The sequence below is a fragment of the Pedobacter sp. BAL39 genome (assembly GCF_000170795.1).
GTDB lineage: Bacteria > Bacteroidota > Bacteroidia > Sphingobacteriales > Sphingobacteriaceae > Pedobacter.
Genome location: NZ_ABCM01000009.1, coordinates 175,058 through 198,025, shown reverse-complemented (window position 1 = coordinate 198,025; position 22,968 = coordinate 175,058). Strand labels below are relative to the sequence as shown.

Genomic DNA, 22,968 nt, shown 5'->3' with positions numbered 1-22,968 from the left:
TTCAAAAGCCAGTGGTTAAAATCCTATGTTAAGACCAAAAGTGCAGGTAGTCAGTGGGCGTTCCGTTCCTGGCAGCCAATCCGGATTGTATCCTTTTTTATTGGCTGTCCATACCATTCCCAGATCTCTCAGTTGGGCGAACACTTTTACATTGCGCAGTTTGGTCTTCTCGATCATCGTTGCCGGTAAAGTATAATTTAACATGATTTCCTTACACTCGATGTATGATGAGCGCTCCACCAAACCACTTAAATAAGGGAGGTACTGATTCCACAGGTAGATGTTACTTTCATTAGGGTTTGGAAATGGAGGGATGTCCGTACGACCTGCATAGACATCCGATATATACCTGTTGGCGATCGTTTTCCTTGAGCCCACGTAGGCAAAGTTGTAATTGTAGATGTCGTTGCGGTACACACCCCCGAATTTCCCGATCAACAATACCGACAAGCTGAAGTTGCGGTAACCAAATGTGTTGTACCAACCGGCGGTATGCGGTGGAATCGCAGTACCCTCGTAATTAAGAAACCGCGATCCTACACCGGAGAGGAGCGTATAGCTGTTGAATGTGCTCGGCTGGCCATTAGGGCCCGAAACCTGCGGCACACCTGCAATTGTGCCTGCGTAGGTCAATGAATAGACAGGATTTATTGGCCGTCCCTCCACAAAGGCATTAGGGATGTCCAACATCTGCGCAGCGTTCAGCGCGGGATAATATAAATCATTTACTATATTTTTATTGTAGGCGTAATTTAAGGATGTCGTATAGGTAACAGGGATGCCAGGCAATTTTAATTGCGTTCCCAGCTCCAACTCAATACCACGGTTGGTAATACCTGCATTGTTGAACTTCTGACTGGTGCTGCCAGCCGCGGCAGGTAATGCGATTACGCCGGTAATGTCTGTGCCTTTTTTATTGTACAGATCCAATTTACCGAAGACCTTTCCTTTAAACAATACATAATCTATCCCCAGATTGGTAGTGGTTGTTTTTTCCCATCTCAGGGTGGGGTTACCATTGTCGGATATCAATGCGGTAATGGTACCTGTCGCTAAATTTGGAGAGGTCGATACCTTCAATAAGGTGTTGGTTGATGTTGTTTTTTCAACGTTTCCGTTTCGGCCATGGGTCACACGCAGACTCAACCGGTCTAACCAACTGATGTTTTCAGCAAAGCCTTCTGCTTTTATGTTCCATAAACCGCCAACTGACCAGAGTGGTGCCCATCGCAGAGATGGTGTTCTGGTGATAAAATTGGAAGCATCGGTTCGCACACTTCCGGAAATGGTATATTTCCGGTCATACGTATATGCAGCGTTGCTGTAGTAGGACACAAAGCGGTCTAATCCGTAACCAAGTAATGCAGAACCACCTTGCAATTCTGTGTCGTAACCATAAATGTCCAGCAGTGGTGCTGCGGAACTTCCGTATCCATATGGGGGCAAAGTTGTCTCCAGCTTGCCAGGATAGTAACCATATAACCATGGATTGGCCCGGGTATCCCTACGGTATTGAGAGATTTCCATACCGGCAATCGCGTTAATGCTGTGCTTGGTGCCGAAATCTTTGACGAGTGTCAACTGGTTACGGAATACATAGCTGGCCGCATTCGCATTGCTGTTCTGCGCGATACCGCCCTTAGGTACGAACTGCCTGCCGATGGTTCTGGTGTCTGAAAAGTATTCGACATTCTCATCCACCATGCTCCTTACGTAAAAAGTGTCGTCGCTGTAATAGTTCTCGTTATCTGTTTTACCGCGCTCGTACTGCAGTTTGGTGTCGAAGTTTAACCCTGGAATGATCCGTACATTAAATCCCGCCTGAATTCTGGCGTTGTAATCCTGGCTTTTGAAATTGCGTCCTCTTACCTCCCTCAATAAGTTGTAACTTAAATCAGCATATGGAAAGTCGTTTAAGGGCAATCCAGACAACACTTCCCGGTTATAGGTATTTAAATTTACGGCGTAATTTCCGTCAGGTTTTAACAGTGTTTCATAAGGCGAAAGGTTCCTCAGTTCGGTAGGCGTCGCGCCACTGGTCGTTTGCTCTTTATACTGAAGATACAGGCCAAAATTGAAGGTCAGAAAATCTGTGAACTTATACTCATTGCTGAAATTCAAACCATAACGTTTGTAACCCGAACCCTGGTAACGCGTTTTGTTATCTTCAAATAACAGCGAGGCATAAGATTTTGACTTGTCGCCTAACATGGAAAAATCTACGTTATATTGACTCAACACTGCCCTGCGTAACAACAAATCGCCAATCTGACCCTGATTGTTTATCCTGCTCAAACTGTCTAAGCCCGCATTCATAGCGGCAGTGCTGAGTGTGCCATTTTTATTCGCGTAAAGCAACTCCTGGCCAAGGGTGAGGGGTTTAGTCAGATCGTCAGGAAAAGAACCGGCTGTTTCCCTGAACACCCACCTGTTTTGAAAAGCCATCCTTTCCAGGTTGATCTGCTCCGCTGAGGTAGCTATCGGCACCAGGTCGTTCACATTTGTGCGTTCAGAAATCCGGGTAAAGGCACTCGCGTTAACCGTCAGGCCATTTTTGCCACTTTTTGATCTTTTAGTGGCAATCACGATCACACCGTTTGCTGCACGGGCACCCCAGATGGAAGCTGCAGCGGCATCTTTCAATACCGTTACCGATTCAATGTCATTCGGATTAATGGTAGAGAAATCATTGTTGGCAAGAGGAAAGCCATCTACGACCAGAAGCGGCGCTCTCTCACCATACATGGAACTGCTTCCCCTGATCAGGAAGGATACGGAACCATCCGCATTTTCTTTGCCTTGCATGCCAGCCACCAAGCCTTGTAATGCTGTAGATGGATTTGACACCGGCCGATTCGCCAATACATCCTGTCCAACCTGATCAAAGGCCCCCGTTGCACGCTCTTTTAATATACTCTGATAACCTGAGGTTACCGTAACTTCTGTTAACGCATTATTAACAGCACGCATGGTGATGGTTCCTTTAACTTCTGAAGCCCTCAATTCTACAGGCTGAAAGCCAATAAAACTAATCACTAATGTCGCTCCAGGATCCACATTACGCAATGTGAATTCGCCATCCGTATTTGTCGTCGCCGTCTGAGTGCCGTCCTTCACCTTAATGGACGCACCGGGCAAGGGCTGGCCTTGTTCATCCCTGACTTTTCCCCTCACGTCGATGGCCTGAAAAAAGTCGGCCACCTTATCTATCAGCGATTTCTCCTTCTTTTTAATCATCACCGTTTTATCGGCGATTTCATATATGAGTGGCTGGCCCTCAAAACAGGCCTTCAGCGCCGCCTCGATGGAAGCATTTTTAAGATTGATGGTGCCCGTTTTCAGATCCTTTAAATCGGCGGTGGTGTAAACAAAGTAATAGCCACTTTGCTTGCTCACCGATTTCAATACTTTCTGAAGTGGCTCTCCCTTCGTTGTCAGGTACACCTGAGCTTTGGTGATGGCACTTACTTGTAAAAGGCAAAAGCTCATCAACAGCATGGTAAGTTTCATCACGCGTAAATATTGTTTTCCGGGCAGGGTCATGGTGTGACCGCCCAGAGGTTTTCCATTAATTTTCATTAATTTTGGTTGTTTGGTGTAAAGTTGATGTCAATTCGAAAAAGTAATTCAGCCGGATGCCAGACACAGAAGCGGGAGTAGGTCGAAGCACTCTCGCTTTGCTTTTATTAGGTCACCGGTCAGGATAGTAGCGTTACCTCATAACCGTAATCCTCCTTCCTTTAATCTTAAAGTGAACATGATTTGTGTAAGATAATTTATTCAGGATCTTGCTGATGTTGTCAAAGCGGCCAATCGAAGCCGTAAACGTTTCAGTCGGCGGTGTGCCTTCGTAGCTCACCTCCACATTGTACCACCGCTCCAGCTTGCGCATAATGCTTTCGATATTCTCATCCGCGAAATTGAACCTGCCGTTCTTCCAGGCCACGGCCTCGTCCACGTCAATCTGACTGATGCTGATTTTGCCAGAAGCCGGTAATGTGGCCTGTTCGCCGGGTTTGAGTATGGTCTGTCCGTTCAGTTGAACTGAACCTTCCAACAGGGTGGTTTTTGTTGCCTGTTCATCTGCATAGTTATTGATATTAAAATGCGTACCCAATACTTTTACCGTCTGACCATTGCTCTTCACAATGAAAGGATGTGCCTGGTCTTTAGCTACCTCAAAATAACCTTCTCCAGCGAATTCCACGCGGCGTTCATCCAGTGATTCAAAGGACGTCGGATAACGCAACGAAGATTGCGAATTGAGCCAAACCTCCGTACCATCAGGTAACCGTACCCGAAACTGCCCACCCTTAGGGGTTTCTATGGTATTGTAACCGGCTTTTGCTCTGCCGTCATGTTCTTGCACGATGGAATAAATTAACTGCCCGTCCGCGGTTTTTGTGATGCTCATGCCAGGCTGCGTTGCGATCGCACCATTAGCGGCGTCAGTCAGGGAAATTTTCTTTCCATCTGCCAGCGTCAGGTAGGCTTTGTTTCCACCCGGTCCAATATCCTGCTGCACCACATTAACCTGCTGGCTGAATTGCGGGTACCGATAGTAGAAGAGTCCGGCGCCCATCAGCATTACAATCGATGCGGCTACCGCAACACGAGGCCATAATCTTTTATGTTGAGCAGGATATTTTAGTGGAAGACGGCTGCTTACTTTCTCCAGGTTACGCTCAAGTGTTTCATCACTGAGGTTCAGCGGGCGCGCTGCGGCCTGCTGGTTGTACCAGCTTTCCAGGATTGCTTTTTCACCGGCGGAAATGGTTCCGTTCTGGTATTTTTCAATTAAAGTGTTGACTTCTTTTTCGTCCATAATGCAAAGGCTGATGATCCCTTATACCATTAAGACGGCAAAGCAAAGGCTAGGTTATAGATGAAAATGAAAATTTATAACAATGAAAAGAGTACCATAAAGGAATGGATTTTCAATCGCAAAGTTTTTACGGCATTGTGCACCTGCTGTTTAACTGTGCCCTCAGTGATATCCAGCATTTCGCCAATCTCTTTATAAGAAAGGTCACCCATGCGACTGAACTCAAATACCTGACGCATTTTAGGTGGCAATGCGGCAATTTCCCGCTCAATGATCGCAGCCAATTCCTTTGCCCGGATGCGTTCGTCAGTTTCGTAATGTCCCTGCGCTATAAATTCCTGGATAGAATCGAGGTAACGTACAATCACCTTCTGGTGCGTCATCAGGTCAAAAACGCGGTTTCTAATGGAGCCATACAGGTAAGAAGAAAGAGATACCTGCAGGTTAAGGCTTTCTCTTTTTTGCCACAAAGCTAAAAAGAGATCGGAAATGATGTCATTCGCTTCATCCTCATCTCCCAATAATCGGTAGGCATGTTTGTACAGCAATACCTTATAACGCTCAAAAATTTCTGTGTAGGCGTATTCGTCGCCCTGCTGTAAAAGGGCAGCTAACTTTTGGTCGGTATGTTTAGCATATGTTGACGGCCTTCTGATCACACTGCAATTTATCGAAAATTAACATCATTTTAAAACCGCCTGATATTTGGCAATCTCATTACGCCCCATTTTGAGTTCTTGCTCAGGTAAGTGCGTTTCGCCTTTAATTTTTATCGACCTGCTGGTTAGTTGTTGCTGGCGATGTATTCTGATGGCGACTTCCCAAAGAAGCGTTTGAACTCTTTACTAAAGTATTTTCGGTCACTAAATCCTACTTCCCAGGCCACTTCGGAAATGTTAAACTTATCGTTCGTCAGCAGGATGGCAGCTTTCTTCAGACGTATCGTCTTGATGAACTCTCCAATGGGCGTCTGGGCAAGGGCATAAAATTTTTTATAAAGCACAGCCTTGCTCATCCCGATCTTCTCCGCGAGCACCGCCACATGAAAATCGGTGTCATGGAGATTCGCTTCGATAATGTTCATGAGTTTTTCCATGAACTTTTTATCGACAGTGCCTATTTCCACCATGGTGGGCTCCAAAAATATCTTCTGGCTGTAACGCTGTCTTAAGGTTTCCTTAGACCTCAACAAATTGCTGATGTACGATTTGAGTAACTGAATGTTGTAAGGCTTAGTCAAATAAATGTCCGCGCCACTTTCCAGACCTTCTAATTGCTGCTCAAGTGCAACCTTTGCCGTCAGCATGATGACAGGGATATGGCTGGTACGCTCATCTTGTCTCACCAGCTTACAAAATTCATTGCCATCCATCTCAGGCATCATGATGTCGGATATGATCAGATCAGGAAGGTGTTCGGCAGCTGTCTGCCATCCTTCCTTACCATCGCGTGCTTCCATGATCGCATATTCCCCCTCCAAACACATTTTGATAAATTCTCTGACCTCGTCGTTGTCCTCAATAACTAAGATCTTACGGTCTCTCATAATATCGTTTTGAATTTGTAAATATATTCCAAAAAGCCATTCATAAATGCTATCGGCTGAACTTAATATGAATTGCTTTTCCAAATGTGCTTTGCTCCGTACTCCAGATGTTGCTCAATGATCACTTGCCTGTAGACCTTTTCATACTTACGTTTTCTGTTAAAGCTCATGAATGCAAATCCTGCGAAAAATCCGTTTTTCTAAACGGGTAGCCGCTTTATTCAGCTCCGAATTTCAAAAAATAGCTGTAAACGACAATGTGATTTGGCAATGATTTCGGCTGACTATAGGTAATTTAATGCGGTATTCACGCAAAATAGGCGGATACAAAACTACCCCCAAATGCATAAGTTCCTACCCCCTTGGCGATAGATATTAGAAACATATTTGTAACTACAACATAACCAAATAATATGAACGTGAGTTTTCTTAATCCCAATTATGGGATCAGGCCCATCGGGGTGGTGCTTATTCGATTCCCTTCTGCATGATCATCTTCCTTTCTGTTTGCGGCAATGCTGCGCAGTTGCCAGTGTGTGATTGAGCTACGACAACTGTCGGGCTTTAATCATTTCAATTTCTAACCAAATAAACCTATGCGAATGAAAAAACTATTACTATTCACTTTTTTCTTATTATTCTGTGCTGAGTTGATTGCCCAGAACATCACTGTTACCGGGAAGGTTTCCGATAATAAAGGTGGGGTGCTGCCCGGTGTTTCCATTAAAATCAAGGGAACGTCTGTCGGCACGACCACTAACAATGCAGGAGAATATGTCATCAGAGGCGCCAGTCCAAACCAGATCTTGTCCTTCAGCTATCTTGGATTCCAGGTAAAAGAAGTGGCTGTAAAGGAAGGGGCCCTGAATGTAATTTTGGAATCCAGCTCGGAAAAGCTGGATGAGGTGGTGGTCATCGGTTATGGTACCCAAAAGAAAAAAGAAGTGACCGGCGCCGTAGGAAGAGTTACCAACTCAGTTCTGTCACAGTCTGCTACCGCAGATCTTGGTACCGCATTGCAGGGGCAGGTCCCTGGTGTCACGGTTCAGGCAAGCTCGGGTCGCCCGGGAGCCGTGTCCAACATCCAGATACGAGGCCTGAGTTCTGTAACAGGACGCAACGAGCCTCTTTTTGTAGTGGATGGGATCCCATATAATGCTGATCCACAGTTGAGTGTAAACGAAATTGAATCGGTTGATATTTTAAAAGATGCTGCTTCTGCGGCGATCTACGGTACGCGCGGAGCGGGTGGTGTCATTCTGATCACTACAAAGAAAGGCAAGTCGGGGAAAATGAAGGTCGACGTCGATAGTTATGTGGGAACGCAGAAAATTACCTCCGGCATTCCCGTAATGAATTTCGATGAGAGCATCTATGCGATGTTCATCAATGCTTACCATTTCAATGGGACACCTATTGGAGATACCTGGACACCCCTGGAAGAGAACAGGTATTACTTCACGAATAACACAAAGATGAGTGATGTCATTGAACGCGACAATAGTCCGATGCAAAATCATAGCTTAAGTGTTTCGGGTGGGAAGCAGGACCTGACCTATAATGTTAGTGCCAACTACATCAAACAAAGCGGTATGATCATCAACTCTGGCTTTGATCGATTTAATGTGAGGGCCAATACATCTATACGTGAAGGGAAATGGAACATCAACACGGGTATAGGTCTGCGTTTGGATAAACAGGAATATGAACCCTGGCAGATCCTGCTGGATGCTTACAAATATCAGCCCTACCAGCCATTAATTGATCCTGATCAGGAAGAAGTTTCAAATGGGGGAATTCCGGGAAGTAACGAGACGATCAACTTGAGCTACCTGTCCTCACAACTGAAAACCAAAGATAAAAGAAACGGAAACCATACAAACTTTAACCTGCAGGTTGATTATGATCTGGTAGAGAGTGTCAAGCTCACAACCAGGTTTGGTGGGAGCTATACCGATAATACCCGGATCAGGGTAAATCCCCTGTTTAAAGCGTATGATAACTTAGGCAATTTGATTCCTATGGCTCAGCGGTCAGGTGTCTATAATTCCAGCGACAAATCATCAAGTTTGGCATGGGAAAATTCCGCAAATTACAGCAAACGTTTCGGTGATCACCAGTTGAAAGTTCTGGGACTGTTTTCTGTGGAAAGGTACCAGTACACGAGTTTCTTCGCTCAGAAATTTGATCTGATCAACAACAACGTCGTCGTGCTGAACGGTGCCACGGCCGATCCCAATGCCGGTTCGGGAACTGACTGGGACCAGGACCGGACGAATTCATTGATTGGTATGCTGGCGCGTGTCCAATATGATTACAAAGGCCGGTATCTCCTGAGCGTGAGTGCCAGACGGGATGGTTCTTCTAGATTTTCCAAAGACTACAGATGGGGAACATTTCCGTCTGTATCCGCAGGCTGGAATGTGTCAGATGAGCAGTTCTGGAAACCCGTCGCCAATGTGATCAATACGCTGAAAATCAGGGCAAGCTATGGTACTACTGGAAATCAGAACTTCCAGGACTACAGCAATGCTGCCGCAATAACGATTGGGAAAGACTACGTTTTTGGTCCTGAAACATCTGATCACCTGACATTGGGGGCCATCCAAACCGCCTTTGCCAACAAAAATGTAAAGTGGGAAACTACGGCGCAAAGTAATGTCGGTTTTGACCTTACCTTTTTAAATAATAAGCTAACCTTCACCGGCGACCTTTACAATACGGACAAACGGGATATGTTATTCCCTCTACTGGTACCCAGCTCAACAGGAACGGGTCAGAACAGCACCGTGATCCTTAATGTTGGTAACATGAATAATAAAGGCGTTGAACTGGCAGCCAACTACGCCCATGATGGTACTTTCTCCTGGAAGTTTGGCGTAAACTTCGCGCGCAATGTGAACAAGATTACCAAGATGAGTGGTGCGAATAAAATCGCCTACATGAACGGGGGAACTGCTGTGGATGGAATCTCCAACCCGGATCGGCTGACGGTCATCAAGGAAGGATACGAAGCCGGTGCATTCTTTCTGATGCCAACGAATGGCGTGATAAAAACAGAGGAACAGCTGCTGACCTATAAAAAGCTTGTGCCTACGGCTAAGCTGGGCGACTTGCAATACATCGATTCCAACAATGACAACAAATTAACTGATGATGACCGCGTTTATTATGGTAGCGGTGCTCCTGAATATGTCATAGGATCAAATATCAGCTGTGCTTACAAAGGCTTCGACCTTGCCATGCAGTGGTATGGTTCCTTTGGCAACGAAGTTGTCAACAGCAGCCGGATCTATGCCTACTTAGGGGGAACGCACAGAGATCTGGTGTACCAATGGTCTCCACGCAATCCAGATTCAAATATTCCGGCCAATAGGGGTGGTTCACATGACAACTACCGTGGCTATTCTGACTACTGGATTGAAAACGGTAGTTATATCCGTCTGAGAAACATCTCATTGGGCTATAAATTTTCTCCCAAGCTGATCCGCTTCGCCTCAAACCTACGGGTTTACGTTGCGGCCCAGAATCCGATCACCATTACCAAGTACAAGGGATTCGATCCTGAGGTGGGCAATGATGGTCTTGAATCCCGAGGCATTGACAAAGGAAACTATCCGATAGGTGCCATTTACAGGGCGGGTGTCCAAGTTAATTTTTAATCTTTTAGACTTAGAGTTATGCAAAAAATAAAGTTGATCCTGACATTAACCATGATATCCGTGTTTTCAATGTCCTGCCAGAAATTCTTAGAGGAGGTCAATCCTAACAAACTGGCAACTGATAATTTTTGGAAGACCCTGGATGACTGCGATGCAGGTCTGACTTCCGTATACTCCGCTTTTAAAAATCCAAATGTCCTGGCAATTGAGGCGGAATCCAACAGAAGCGATCTGACTTATCCCGGTTACGGGCGTCCGAACACGTCAAACGAATATTATCTGCAAATGTTCACGAACGCTTCCCAGGCAGCAAATTCAAAATGGGAAGCGCTCTACAGAGGAATTTTTAGGGCCAATCAAGTAATTAAAGCCGTCACAGACTTATCGGCTGGTTTCAAAACAGCTGCGGAAACACAGCGTGGGAATGGCATCTTGGCCCAGGCCCGGTTTTTCAGGGGAATGTTCTACTTCTACCTGCACAATTCTTTCAATAAAGGGAGTGTGATTATTTACGATTTCGTCCCGCAAAATGAAAGTGAGTTTTACCAGTCTGTCAAACCTGCCACTGAAGTGCAGGCGTTTTATCTGGCTGATTTAAAGTTTGCGCACGAAAATCTTCCCGGGAAATGGACGATCGAGCGGGATTTGGGAAGGGTAACTGCCGGAGCTGCAGCAAGCCTGCTGGGACAGAGTTATTTGTATGATAAAGATTATGCAACTGCCAAAACCTATTTTAAAGATGTGATCGAAAATCCTGCCTATGGTTATGCATTGGTCAATGATATTGGAGACAACTTTACCACGCGGAATGAGTTGAATTCAGAATCTATCCTGGAGATCGGCTATTCCCTTAAATATAAAGGAGAGATCAGCGTATGGTCGGAAGACCAGGTTTCCAATACCTTAAGTTATGCGCTGAGTCCGGTAGGAGGATGGAAAACGTTATACCCAAGCTCATGGCTAATCATGGCCTACAAAAATGATAAGCTGGATAAAACTGATCCCCGGAACTTTGTCAGCGACCCGGATGGTACACAGCGGCTGCGCAAGTATTCGCTGCGGACCTCGTATTCCATTGCCCTGGTCGACGATCCGGATTTGAAATATTACGGACTAACGACTGCACAGGCTACGTATTTTAACAACCAGGAAACGGCGTACTTCAGGAAATATACCAACTGGGACATCGTAAGAAATGAAACGGACATAGTACCAAACATACGCTCGGGTGTGAACGTCCGGGTAATCCGGTTGGCAGATGTTTACCTGATGCAGGCAGAGTGTCTGATCCAGGAAGGTGCCATACAGGAGGCGATGGCATTGATCAACAAGGTAAGGCACCGCTCTGCGCTTCAACTGCTGGGCACGAATGGCAGTGGGGAGTTTCCCAATGCGGAGCATGATAATGTGACTTACACCGCGCAGTCTTTAATGGATCACCTAATGTACCTGGAGCGTCCGCTGGAGCTTTCAATTGAAGGCAATGCAGTCCGCACCATCGATATGAGGAGGTGGGGCATCACTAAACAACGTTTTCTGGAGCTGTCCCAGAAACGTTATTACGGTGAACACTTTCAGTATGTGAAGGTCGATAACACGCCCGACTGGAGGTGGGAGTCAATACTCAATGAGGGAAGTAAGGACGGTTACAAAGTAATTCAGGATTATGCGCAGGCAGCAGGTAACTATAACCAGGAGGCTCATGCCTATTGGCCACTTCCAAGTAGTGAGATCATTTCCAATCCGGATTTGAACGGCAAGAAGTAAAAAAACATTAATCACCAGCAACATCATATTTATAGGAAATCATGATTTCAACCAAAATAGTTTCGGGCTCATATAAATGCACACATTATCTGATCCTTTTTTTTCTGATGGTCTTTTATGGCTGTTCAAAAGAATACATTGAACCCAATCAATTTTCTGATTCAGGTTGGTATACCAGTCAGTTCCGCGAGAAGGCTTTTAGGATAGGCATAAATGATTTTGTCTCCTTTACAGACGTATCAAAAAATCCAACTAGTCATTTATGGATCATCAACGACGGTAGCTTCTTCCTGAAAGGGAAAATCACTGCTCAGGACAGTCTTTTAGATCAGTTCATTTCCGGAACAGAGTTGAGATCTCCGGAAAAGAGTGTCAACGTCCTTTTTAAAAAAGGTGGTCTTCAGCAAGTGCGTTTATACAATACCTTTTCTGAAAAAGTAGCCAATTCAGAAAAGGTCGGCAACATGTATGTAGTCGACACCACTTTTACCGTCGATGTTTACGACACAATCGTTGCAAACATCCAAATCAAACAGAAGGGTGTTGTTGTACCACTCAGTGCAGATACAATTTATGTTGAAGCGGGTCAAAGCCTGGAATTTATCGATCTGACCACAATAGGTCGTCCGGATACCAGGCGCTGGACCATAGGGGGAGAAGTGAGTACAGATTCCGCTGCTACCATAGTATTTAAAAAGATGGGTGTTTTCTCCGGGAAGTTCCAATCCAGCCGTACGGGTCAGCACATTCCTGGTGATTGGGACGATATCGAAATTCCAAATCCCATTAAAGTGATTCCTTCAAAAAGTCCATTTGTGATCTCAGGGGAGATCATTGAACTGGCTAATGAAACGATAGAGATCCCCTTTAATAGTGAGTTTGCCCCTTTTACCAATCAGCAACAATTCTTTAGCGTTGCGGTTTCGGGGCCGAAACTAAACGGTAAATCGTTCAGCGTTCGGTCGGTAAGCACTAAGCCTGGAGATGCGACCAAACTGCAGCTTCAGCTGTCGGATAAGATTTATGGTTCCGATGTGATCACAGTTTCTTATGCAGGTGGGAATTTATCATCCACAGATTCAAGAAGTCTTGCATCGTTTTCCAATCAAAAGGTCGTCATGCACAGTAGCAACCTGCTTTCTTCCCAGGAGTTTGGTTTTGAGAACGGCGGATCAAGTTGGGTAAGGGCGGATGGTGACGGCGCAGTTTCGTTTACGACAGACAAAGCTTCCAGCGGACGCTATAGCATGAAGCTGGTCAAGACCGCTGCGAATAATGGTGTGCATGCCGAAAGTGTCGGTGCGAAATTTAATTTGAAAGCCGGTAAAAAATATCTGTTTAAATATAACATCTGGGTAGATCCCTCAACGACAGGTAACGGCCTGAATTTTTGGCTCATCCCTAACTGGCACCAGTTCTTCCTTTGGATCCCTGACATCGCCAAGGGTCAATGGGTAACCAAGTCTTTTGAGTATACACCGGGTGCAGACGAGAATGACCGCGTGTTAAGGATTCAGGCCTACGAAGATGGAATATTTTACTTCGATGATTTCTACGTGGGTGAGAGCGATGAACGGCCATAATGCTACACAGTACCTTTTGAATACTTACCAATACATTGCTCAGGGACAAAGGCACAATTAGCCGGCCTTGCAGCTTAAATACTTTACACTTATCATAAAAAAAGATAGATATGCTTTTTAAACATAAATCCTTGTGGCTGCAGATGCTGACCCTAATGGTCCTGGTCTCAAGTTGTAAAAAAGAAAAGGAGAATGAGGACCTGATGGGATGGGTATCTTCCGCAAATTCATCTGTCGCCGAGATATTTGCCAGCGATGTGGATGAAACAAAAACGTTAATGCTATCGGTCACTAAAGGTGGCATACAGGACTTCGCTACCACCATTACATTTCAGGCTGCGCCCGAAGCGCTGGACTCGTTAAATCGTGCGACCAATGCCAACTATGTGTTGCTGCCGGAATCGTGTTATTCTATCGAAAAATCCGGAGTTAGTTTACCCGAAGGACAGAAAACCGGTGCGGGTATCTTGACTTACAATCCCCATAAGATTGCCCAGCTTCAACCTGCCAGGTATGTTTTGCCGGTGAGTTTTAGGTCCAGTGGAATGATGGTCAATCCCGACAAGTCCAGGATCATCTATGCTTTTTCCGTCGACAAGCTTGGCAATGTGATTTTCGAAGACAACTTCGAACAAACCTCAGCCATTCCTGACCCCAATAAATGGTCACTGTGCGATCCCGGTACTTCCGACTGGAACCGCTACCTCTCAAAAAGTTATGACCATGTTTATGTGGATAAGGGCATGCTGGTTTTGAAAGCCGAAATCAAAGATGGCAAGTATCAGACTTCAGGTCTGGAGTCCCGCAACAAGTTCTCTTTCCAATATGGAAAAGTTGAAGTTCGGGCCAAATTTACTAAAACTGCAAAAGGAGGCTGGCCAGCCATTTGGCTGATGCCGCAGACGGGCAAATACCCGGGAGGCTGGCCTTACGGTGGAGAGATAGACATCATGGAACAGTTGAACCACGAAAAAATTGTTCACCACACCGTCCATTCTCACTTCACAAATATCCTGGGCAATAAGACTCCTGAAGTCACCGCCACTTCGCCTATTGTGGCAGATGATTTTAATGTGTATGGTATGAAATGGAATGCGGAAGAAATCGTGTTTATGGTCAACGGCCGGGAAACATTCCGCTATAAAAACCTGCACCTTCCTGATGAAGCGGAGAAGAAACAATGGCCCTTTGATGTCCCTTTTTATGTGATTTTCGATTATGCTGTTGGAGGGCCTGATACCTGGCCCGGGTTAATCCTAGACAGCGAACTGCCTGCTAAAATGGAAATTGATTGGATAAGGGTGTCTCATTAATAATTCGGAACAGGGGAGTGGTCAATTATATATTAATTTCAAAGCTAAAATCAATGAAAAAAACATTTAAAAAGGCCAGAATGCTGGCTACCGTGGCGGTCCTTATTTGCCTGACTTCATGTGAACAACTGGAGGGACAAGAGTTGAAGGCGATTAAAAAAGAAGACTCCATTACAAAGGAGGAGTCTGTTGCAAAAAGAGCGGATGTATGGACTGAAATCTTCAGAGACGATTTTGCCACGTTAAATACCGCCAATTGGACGGTGACGAATCGCACGGACTACAATTCTTCTTATTGTACTTATGCGAATGCAGGTGTGAGTATTGGTTATTACGACCAGACGGATTGCCTGGTCCTCAGTGCTACTAAACCGGGTAGTGCAAATGCATTTGCTTCCGGGCATGTCAAGTCGAAAGCCAGCTTTAAGCCACCCGTCAATCAGAAGTATTGGATCCGGGCGAGGATTAAACTAATCGCGCTTGAAGGTGCAGCATATAAATCTTTTAAGCAGACGTATGGTGTCTGGCCGGCATTTTGGATGACCAACGAATCCAACTGGCCTGTCAATGGCGAGACAGATATCGTTGAAGGTTACTCGTTCGGCGGAAGCGAAACCTACGCCAGCAATTTGTTTTATGGGACTTCCACAGGTGTCAATCAACTAGGGACAAGTTGTGAGCGGTCTTACGCCTCTGGTGATGGTTGGCACAATTACGACATGTTCTGGATCAATGACAATGGATCAATGACGATTGTCATACAACTAGATGGTGCTACTGTGGCCACCTACACCAATTCTGTCAATGCCAACCTGCAGTTGCAAAACTTTAGCGCCCATAACATTCTGTTTAATTTATGCGTTGGCGGACCTATGTTCAACAATGCCAATTTAAATGTTCTGAGTAAAACGATGATGTGGGTGGATTGGGTATCAGTTGCGAGTTCGCCCATATCCTGATCTCATCATTTGAGCATGATTAAATGCCATGAAGATCACCGTAGAGGTGAACTTCATGGCATTTTTTTGATTTGGGTGATACCATCATGTACAAAATCTTCTGTTTCTCTGCTGTTCTCCGCTGCAAAGTCACTACTTAGTATTTTTTAAAGCTATATTTGCTCGTAGGAAAAGCCGGGTGTTAGCTTCATACTTTCATAGTTGAAGTAAATACACCAGATTTTCAAAAATCTATGGGGAAGCATAAGGATTGCAGCCTGAACTTAAATTATAAAGATCTTAAGAGCAATAAATGGTAGTCAGTCCCCTCTTAAATGAAAAAGAAATTCTATCCAGAATAGCTCAGGGAGATCAGTATGCCTTTACCAATTTATTCAACCATTATCAACGATTTGTATATAGCTACGGCAGGAAGCTGACACATTCAGAGGAGATGGCCCTGGACCTTGTGCAGGAGGTATTCATTAAAATCTGGCATTCGCGCGCAAGCCTTTTGGAGGTCGAACACTTCATCGCTTACCTGAACAGGCTGGTTCGTAACCATGCCTTCAACCAATTAAGGGCACTGTCCAAAAGGTCAAGAATCACCGGTGATCTGGAACTGGCGGGACTGGAAATCGAAGATTCAACCTTGCAATTACTGGACTATAAGGAGACACTTCGTGTCGTTTCGCAGGCAGTAGACCTACTCAGCCCGCAACAAAAGATGGCCTATCAGCTCTGTCATCAGCAGGGAATGAAATATGACGAGGCTGCCGCCCAAATGGGGATTTCTCCAGGTACTGTTCATGTTCATATGAAACATGCATTGAGTAAAATCCGCGAACATTTACGGAGAAATGCTTTTCTGTACCCCGCAATTGCATTGGTTTTGATAAAATAAAATCGCTGTAAATCAGTTGTTTGTATTTATTTCTAACTGATTCGATATTTTGTATACCCCGAAGTTTTACCGTTGGTGTCAATGTTATAAAATGGCTAACAAAATATGAATACCTCCGAAAGGCTTCAGGAACTCTTCGCGCTGCATGTCGCTAAAAAGGCGACGCAACAAGAGCAGCAGGAATTTTGGGACTACATAGATGATCCGGCTTACAACAATAACGTTGATGAGCTCTTATCCGTTGCTTTTCTAAGCCAGACCGACGACTACTCCCTGGAGCAATCTCAGTCGGAAAGCATGCTGCGGCAAGTGTTTAAATCCGGTAAAGCGCCAGTACTGACAACAAAGGTGCGCCCTTTATGGTCCCGTTTAGGAGCTGCTGCGGCGGCGGCAATTGTGATCTGCGTAGGAGCTTACTTCTTTAACAAGAATCGGGAGGAGCGCCAGGATCAGCTGGCTATGGAAAAAATCTTACCCGGCAATCAGGCGGCGACGCTGACACTGGCAAATGGAAAGAAGATCCGGCTGTCGGGCGCCAATAACGGTACAATTGCCAATGAAGCGGGAATCACCATCACCAAGACCAGCGATGGCACGTTACAATATCACATTTCCGATGCGCCAGCCGCGGCAGAAGGGAAAATGAGGCATTACAATACGCTATCTACCGCAAAAGGTGAAACCTATCAGGTGAAGCTACCGGATGGTACTGTGGTTTACCTGAATGCTGCCTCTTCCATTACCTACGAATCTTCTTATGCGAACTCCCCGGAAAGGCGTGTTAAGTTGCAGGGAGAAGGTTATTTCGAAGTTGCCCGGGTTTCCAGGCCTGTCGGAAAAGGGAGTCGCGCGCAGATGCTTGTGCCTTTCATCGTCGAAACCAACAGGCAGCAGATTGAAGTATTGGGTACACACTTTAATGTCAACAGCTATACTGATGAAAAAGCGGTGAAAACAACACTTCTCGAAGGGATTGTCAGGGTTTCTCTGTCCTCGTCTGCATCAACGGAAGCTTCCGGCAGTAGGGTGACACTGAAACCGGGACAGCAGGCGGTGTTGTCTTCCACTGATGTTATCTCTGTTCAGAATGTCGAAGCAGAAAATTTCATCGCCTGGAAGAACGGATTTTTCCATTTTGAAGATGCCAGTGTGGAGACGGTTTTGAGGCAGTTTGCACGTTGGTACAACATCGAAGTCATCTATACGGGTAAGATGCCTGTTCGCCAGTTCACCGGCGATATTTATAGAAATGTCTCTTTCGCGGAGGCCTTAAAAATTATTGGCTTTGCAAAAGTCAAGTTTGAAATAGAAGGTAAGAAAGTCATTATATCCCCTTAAATCATCTCGAGAATCCACTAAACCAACCAAACTAAAAGACATGAAAAGACAGCTACGACCCCACTAACTCTGAAAAAGGCTGGCCTCCAGTAAAACATAGCGCAAGGATTTCTCAGGATCCTTGCGCAGGTGTTCAGGTCAACCTAATGCCGATAATTCGGAAGAACGATAACGATATATATTCTTGTAAAAACCTAAACCTTATAAAGGTATGAATTTAAATCCTTTTGCACGAGGTATGCTATTTCCGTGGCTACCACCTAAACTTCTATTGACCATGAAGTTAATTACCATACTTATCCTGTTGTTCCAGGTTCAGGTTTCAGCGAACACCTATGGACAGAAAATAACACTTAAGGCCAACAATGTTACTATTGCCGACGCTTTAAAGTCAATCAAACAGCAATCTGGATATGTGTTCTTCTACGACCGTAAGGATTTGCCGGACACCAGGATCTCTGTAGACATCAAGGACGCAGACATTCAGCAGGCCTTGAAGGAAACATTGAATGATCTGCCATTGAAATGGCAGATTGTTAAAAACAATGTCGTATTAATGTCGGATGATAAAAAGCCTTCCATCCTGGAAGCAATCATGGCTCGCCTGGTGGATGGCAGTGTTTCCGGAACGGTCACGGATTCCCTTGGGCGTTTATTGCCAGGTGCATCCGTAGACCTGAAGGGTGCCAAATCTTATCATGCACTTACTGATAATTATGGAAAGTTCTCCTTTTCTTCAATTCCTTCCGGATCTTATAAACTCAGCGTCAGTTTTATCGGTTTTGAGAAACAGCAACGGCAGGTGAATGTTGGTGGAGAATCGATCAACCTGAAGATTACCCTTGCGCAGGCTACTTCACAATTGGATCAGATACAAGTGATCGCCTATGGAAAGAATACGAAGAGATTCAGTGTCGGATCCATTGCAACAGTCGACGCAACTACAATTGCCAATCAGCCGGTGTCAAATGTGTTACTTGCCTTGCAGGGGCAGGTACCGGGACTCAATATCTCACCTACAGGGGGCGCACCAGGTTCAGCGGTGAAATTGCAGATCAGGGGACAGAACTCCCTGCGTACACAGCCTTTTGCAGGTGCGGTGAAATACGATCAACCTTTATTTATCGTAGACGGCGTGCCTTTTGCCGCCCAGAACAATAGTCTGGGTAACCTGCTTACCCAAGGCGTGAGCTCAAATAGTGAAGGTATCATCCCAGATAACGGGATCAGCCCTTTCGGTACCATCAATCCGGCAGACATTGAAAGCATCAGCATTTTAAAAGATGCCGATGCCACCTCCATCTATGGATCTCAGGGAGCAAATGGTGTCGTCCTGATCACCACCGAAAAAGGTAAAGTTGGGAAGCCTTCATTGAGCATCAATGCGAATTCAGGGGTCACTGTTCCTACCAGGAAGCTGGCTATGATGAATACCACTCAATATCTGGCCATCAGAAATGAAGCGATCGCAAATGACAAGGTTGTTTTCACGCCTAGTAACCTGAACACTTACCGGGATGTCCGCATCTTCGATCCGGAAAGAAGTATTGACTGGTACGATGAATTTTTTGACCGCATGCCGGTCAATACAGACATCCACATGAGTTTTAGTGGGGGACAGGCCAATTCCACTTTTATACTTTCAGGAGGATATGGACGCAGTTCCTATAATTTTCCGGGTGACTTTGCTGAAAATCGCTTCACCCTGCATAGTGGTTATACTTATCGTTCTACAGACAATAAACTTACTGTTGACTTCGGCACCGATTATGCCTACAATAAAAACAATGCGAGTGCGCAGCCATCAGTCGCAGCTGCCATGTCTACGGTACCAAATTTCCCGGAAATGGTTGATGCCAATGGTAACCTGGTCTGGAAGTACAGCACCTATTCGTATGGTGTTAACCAGTATGCCAGACTCCGCCAGCCGGCCAACGTACAGGCTTACAACCTGAATTCAACTGCCAGGATTGCTTACCAGGTTATTCCTAACCTCACCATCAGCAGTAATTTCGGCTATAACCGGACTACAGGGAGCAACTATTCGGCAACACCTTTGGCGGCACTGGATCCCAATGGACTTACTTACCTCTCCTCGGCGAATTTCAGCAATACCGTTTACCAGTCCATCAACATCGAGCCGCAGTTGAATTATGAACGTGAAATTGGTGGCGGTGTGCTCAGTGTGCTGGCTGGGGGAACCTATAAGAAATTAAACAATTCCACAGACTTCATGAGAGGGGTTAATTACCCAAATGACGATTTATTAGGTGCTGTATCAGGTGCGGCGACCATCACTGCTGGTAATTCGGGGAATATTTACAAGTATGTAGCTGGGTTCGCCCGTATCGGTTATATATTCGATAACAAGTATATCCTGAGCATCACTGGAAGAAGAGATGGCTCCAGCAATTTCGGACCAGGCAAAAAGTTCGGTAACTTTGGCTCCGCAGGTATTGGATGGATTTTTTCTGAAGAAAAAGCATTCGCCAGGAGTCTGCCTTTGATCAGCTTCGGAAAGCTGTCGGCCAATTATGGTACGAATGGTTCTGACGGTATCGCTCCTTACAGTTACCAGGCTTTCTACGAAATCGCCCAGAGCACCACTACGGGGACCTATCAGGGAACCAGGGTATACACACCGGTTAACCTCTTCAATCCTGATTACAGCTGGTCGATCAAAAAATCATGGAACGCTGCTATCGACCTTGGCTTTTTCGACAATCGTTTGTTGCTGAATGTCACCGGATATTTAAACCGGACAACTAACGAGCTGCTTGCTTACGTGCTGCCAGCACAGGCCGGTTTCAATTCGGTATTGGATAATTTTCCTGCTACCATGCAGAATAAGGGATTGGAAATTTCCCTATCGTCGACCAATTTACAGCGTGGCAGTTTCAGGTGGACCAGCAATTTTAACATCGGTTTCAACCGGAATATTGTTGCTGAGTTTCCCGGTATAGCGTCATCTTCCTATGCTCAGTTTTATACTGTTGGTAAAAGTGCTTCCTTGGTACAGGGCTTTAAGTACAAAGGCATCAACCAGACCACGGGTCTTTTCGAGTTTTACAAGGCCAATGGTCAGGTATCTAGCGCACCGTCAAATCAACACGTCAGCACTGGCGGCGATTTACAGCCCTTATTCGATACCGATCCTAAATTCGCAGGAGGATTTGGGAATACACTGAGCTACAAAGGCTGGAGTCTGAATGCGTTCTTCCAGTTCACCAAAAAGCGCGGCATCAATTACCTGGGTGGTATTTATAATTACGGTGTACCTGGTCAGTTGTTCAATTTGCCTGAAGCAGTAATTGGGAAGTATTGGCAGAAGCCGGGAGATGATCAGGCCGTTATGCAACGCATTTCCACTTTAAATGGGGCGCCGACCAATTCCGTCAATGCCTTTAAAATGTCTGACGGCGCTTATGGTGATGCATCTTACCTCAGGTTGAAAACCGTTTCGCTTTCCTACACTTTCCCGGAGAATATTGTGAAACGATTGGGGGTAAAAAACTGCCGTCTGTACGTCAATGCACAAAACTTATTCACCATCTCCGGCTATGAGCTGGGTGATCCTGAACAGGCAGGATCTCTTTACACCATTCCGCTCCAACGTACCATTGTCGGCGGTCTTTCTTTTAACTTTTAACACTAGTAATCATGAAATATCCTACAAGAAATTACTATAGTCAATTACTGATGGTGTTGACCATGACACTCGGTCTCTCACTCGCTGCATGTAAGAAGTTGATTGAAATTCCACCAAATCCACCAGATAAAATATCAGCTGAAGGGGTTTATTCGAGCGATAAAAATGCGCTTGGTGCGCTGGTTGGGCTTTACGCGAATTTTAATACGGGCACCTATCTGAGCAGCATCAACGGGGGGACCCTGAGCGTATTCACCGGTTTGTCTGCAGACGAGCTGATGAACACAGTTTCTACTCCGGCTGTGGACGAAACGTTTGGGAACAGCATGCGCACTGACAACGGGATCGCCGCCGAGATGTGGACTACCGGTTACCGCGGCATCTACCAGACCAATGCATTTTTGGAGGGCATCGCAGATAATCCAAAACTTTCGGAGTCATTTAAACGGCAGGGGCGTGGAGAGGCTCTTTTAACACGGGCCCTTTACTATTTTAATTTGGTGAACGTTTTCGGTAAAATTCCAATGGTCAAAACTACGGACTACAGAGTGAACGGTGTAATGCCAAGGTCTACAGTAGATGAAATCTATACTTTTATCATCAGCGATCTCACTGAATCAATTACGCTGTTGACAGATGCCTACCCAACGGCAGGACGTGTACGTCCGAACATCAATGCCGCCCGGGCTTTACTTTCCAGGGTATACTTGTACAAAGGGCAATGGAAAGATGCATCTGATATGGCAGGACTGGTTATCGGCGCCGGGATCTATGAACTTGTAGAACCCAATGGTGTATTTATCGATGGAAGCAAAGAAGCCATCTGGCAGGTGCTGACGCTGAATTTGTGGGGCCAGACATCCGAGGCTGATGCGCTTTTTCCAAGGAATCCTTCGGATGTACCACAGTACCTGATTACTGAAGATCTGGAAAATGCGTTAGATGAAAACGCTGCAGGTTTAACGGACAAAAGGAAGCTGCAATGGATGGGGATAAATTCCGTCGCTGGTGTTGATTATCTATACCCCGCGAAGTATAAAAACACCGATGCCACTGTCACCCCAATGGAAGATTATATGATCTTTCGTATAGGCGAGCAGTACCTGATCCGTGCGGAAGCATTGGCGCAGCAGAACCTGCTTGACGCTGCCCGCACAGACCTCAATAAAATTCGGGAACGTGCGGGGCTGAACGGTACAACCGCTGTAACCAAAGACGAGGTTCTGGCAGCCATTGCCAGGGAACGCCGGGTTGAGCTATTTGCCGAATGGGGGCACAGGTGGTTTGATTTGAAAAGAACCGGTAAAGCCAATGCAGTTTTAGCTCCTCTTAAACCTGGATGGGAAGCTACCGATGCACTTTATCCGGTGCCATTGACAGAAACGAAAACAAATACTTTTCTTGACCAGAACCCAGGGTACAATTAAACCAGGTTTGCAACCC

Annotated in this window: 13 protein-coding genes; 9 read left to right on the top strand and 4 right to left on the bottom strand. The window is 45.6% G+C overall.

Annotation, left to right across the window (positions count from 1 at the left end; translation table 11 throughout):
• Positions 1-15 precede the first annotated feature (15 nt).
• The 4 genes from PBAL39_RS13570 to PBAL39_RS13555 form a co-directional block, all read right to left on the bottom strand.
• Entirely contained in the window at positions 16-3,579 is a 3,564-nt protein-coding gene (locus tag PBAL39_RS13570; RefSeq protein WP_008242365.1) for a SusC/RagA family TonB-linked outer membrane protein, read from the bottom strand.
• 133 nt (positions 3,580-3,712) lie between these two features.
• Positions 3,713-4,825: a FecR family protein gene (locus PBAL39_RS13565; protein ID WP_008242359.1), complete on the bottom strand. Its 1,113-nt coding sequence runs from the start codon at positions 4,823-4,825 to the stop codon at positions 3,713-3,715.
• Between the two features lie 74 nt (positions 4,826-4,899).
• Positions 4,900-5,484: an RNA polymerase sigma factor gene (locus PBAL39_RS13560; RefSeq protein WP_008242356.1), complete on the bottom strand. Its 585-nt coding sequence runs from the start codon at positions 5,482-5,484 to the stop codon at positions 4,900-4,902.
• A 125-nt stretch (positions 5,485-5,609) separates the two neighbouring features.
• On the bottom strand, positions 5,610-6,371 hold the full coding sequence (locus tag PBAL39_RS13555) for a response regulator (protein WP_008242355.1): 762 nt from the start codon (positions 6,369-6,371) through the stop codon (positions 5,610-5,612).
• 602 nt (positions 6,372-6,973) lie between these two features.
• Between PBAL39_RS13555 and PBAL39_RS13550 the strand changes: the two genes are divergently transcribed.
• The 9 genes from PBAL39_RS13550 to PBAL39_RS13510 all read left to right on the top strand — a co-directional run bounded on the left by PBAL39_RS13550 (position 6,974) and on the right by PBAL39_RS13510 (position 22,952).
• Positions 6,974-10,033, top strand: a complete 3,060-nt coding sequence (locus PBAL39_RS13550) for a TonB-dependent receptor (RefSeq protein WP_008242354.1) — start codon at positions 6,974-6,976, stop codon at positions 10,031-10,033.
• Between the two features lie 18 nt (positions 10,034-10,051).
• Complete coding sequence (locus PBAL39_RS13545; protein ID WP_008242353.1) at positions 10,052-11,800, top strand: RagB/SusD family nutrient uptake outer membrane protein; 1,749 nt, start codon at positions 10,052-10,054, stop codon at positions 11,798-11,800.
• A gap of 41 nt (positions 11,801-11,841) precedes the next feature.
• Positions 11,842-13,383, top strand: coding sequence for a hypothetical protein (locus PBAL39_RS13540; RefSeq protein ID WP_008242352.1), 1,542 nt, complete (start codon positions 11,842-11,844; stop codon positions 13,381-13,383).
• Positions 13,384-13,493: 110 nt separating this feature from the next.
• Positions 13,494-14,696: a family 16 glycosylhydrolase gene (locus PBAL39_RS24705; protein WP_008242351.1), complete on the top strand. Its 1,203-nt coding sequence runs from the start codon at positions 13,494-13,496 to the stop codon at positions 14,694-14,696.
• 53 nt (positions 14,697-14,749) lie between these two features.
• The gene (locus PBAL39_RS13530; protein WP_008242350.1) at positions 14,750-15,655 is read left to right on the top strand and encodes a family 16 glycosylhydrolase; all 906 of its coding nucleotides are present in this window, start codon (positions 14,750-14,752) and stop codon (positions 15,653-15,655) included.
• 292 nt (positions 15,656-15,947) lie between these two features.
• Positions 15,948-16,538, top strand: coding sequence for an RNA polymerase sigma factor (locus PBAL39_RS13525; protein WP_008242348.1), 591 nt, complete (start codon positions 15,948-15,950; stop codon positions 16,536-16,538).
• Between the two features lie 105 nt (positions 16,539-16,643).
• The gene (locus tag PBAL39_RS13520) at positions 16,644-17,876 is read left to right on the top strand and encodes a FecR family protein (protein ID WP_008242347.1); all 1,233 of its coding nucleotides are present in this window, start codon (positions 16,644-16,646) and stop codon (positions 17,874-17,876) included.
• Positions 17,877-18,153: 277 nt separating this feature from the next.
• Positions 18,154-21,525 (top strand): SusC/RagA family TonB-linked outer membrane protein, encoded by a 3,372-nt coding sequence (locus tag PBAL39_RS13515; protein WP_008242346.1) that lies wholly within the window; start codon positions 18,154-18,156, stop codon positions 21,523-21,525.
• Positions 21,526-21,536: 11 nt separating this feature from the next.
• Positions 21,537-22,952: a RagB/SusD family nutrient uptake outer membrane protein gene (locus tag PBAL39_RS13510; RefSeq protein WP_008242345.1), complete on the top strand. Its 1,416-nt coding sequence runs from the start codon at positions 21,537-21,539 to the stop codon at positions 22,950-22,952.
• Positions 22,953-22,968 lie beyond the last annotated feature (16 nt).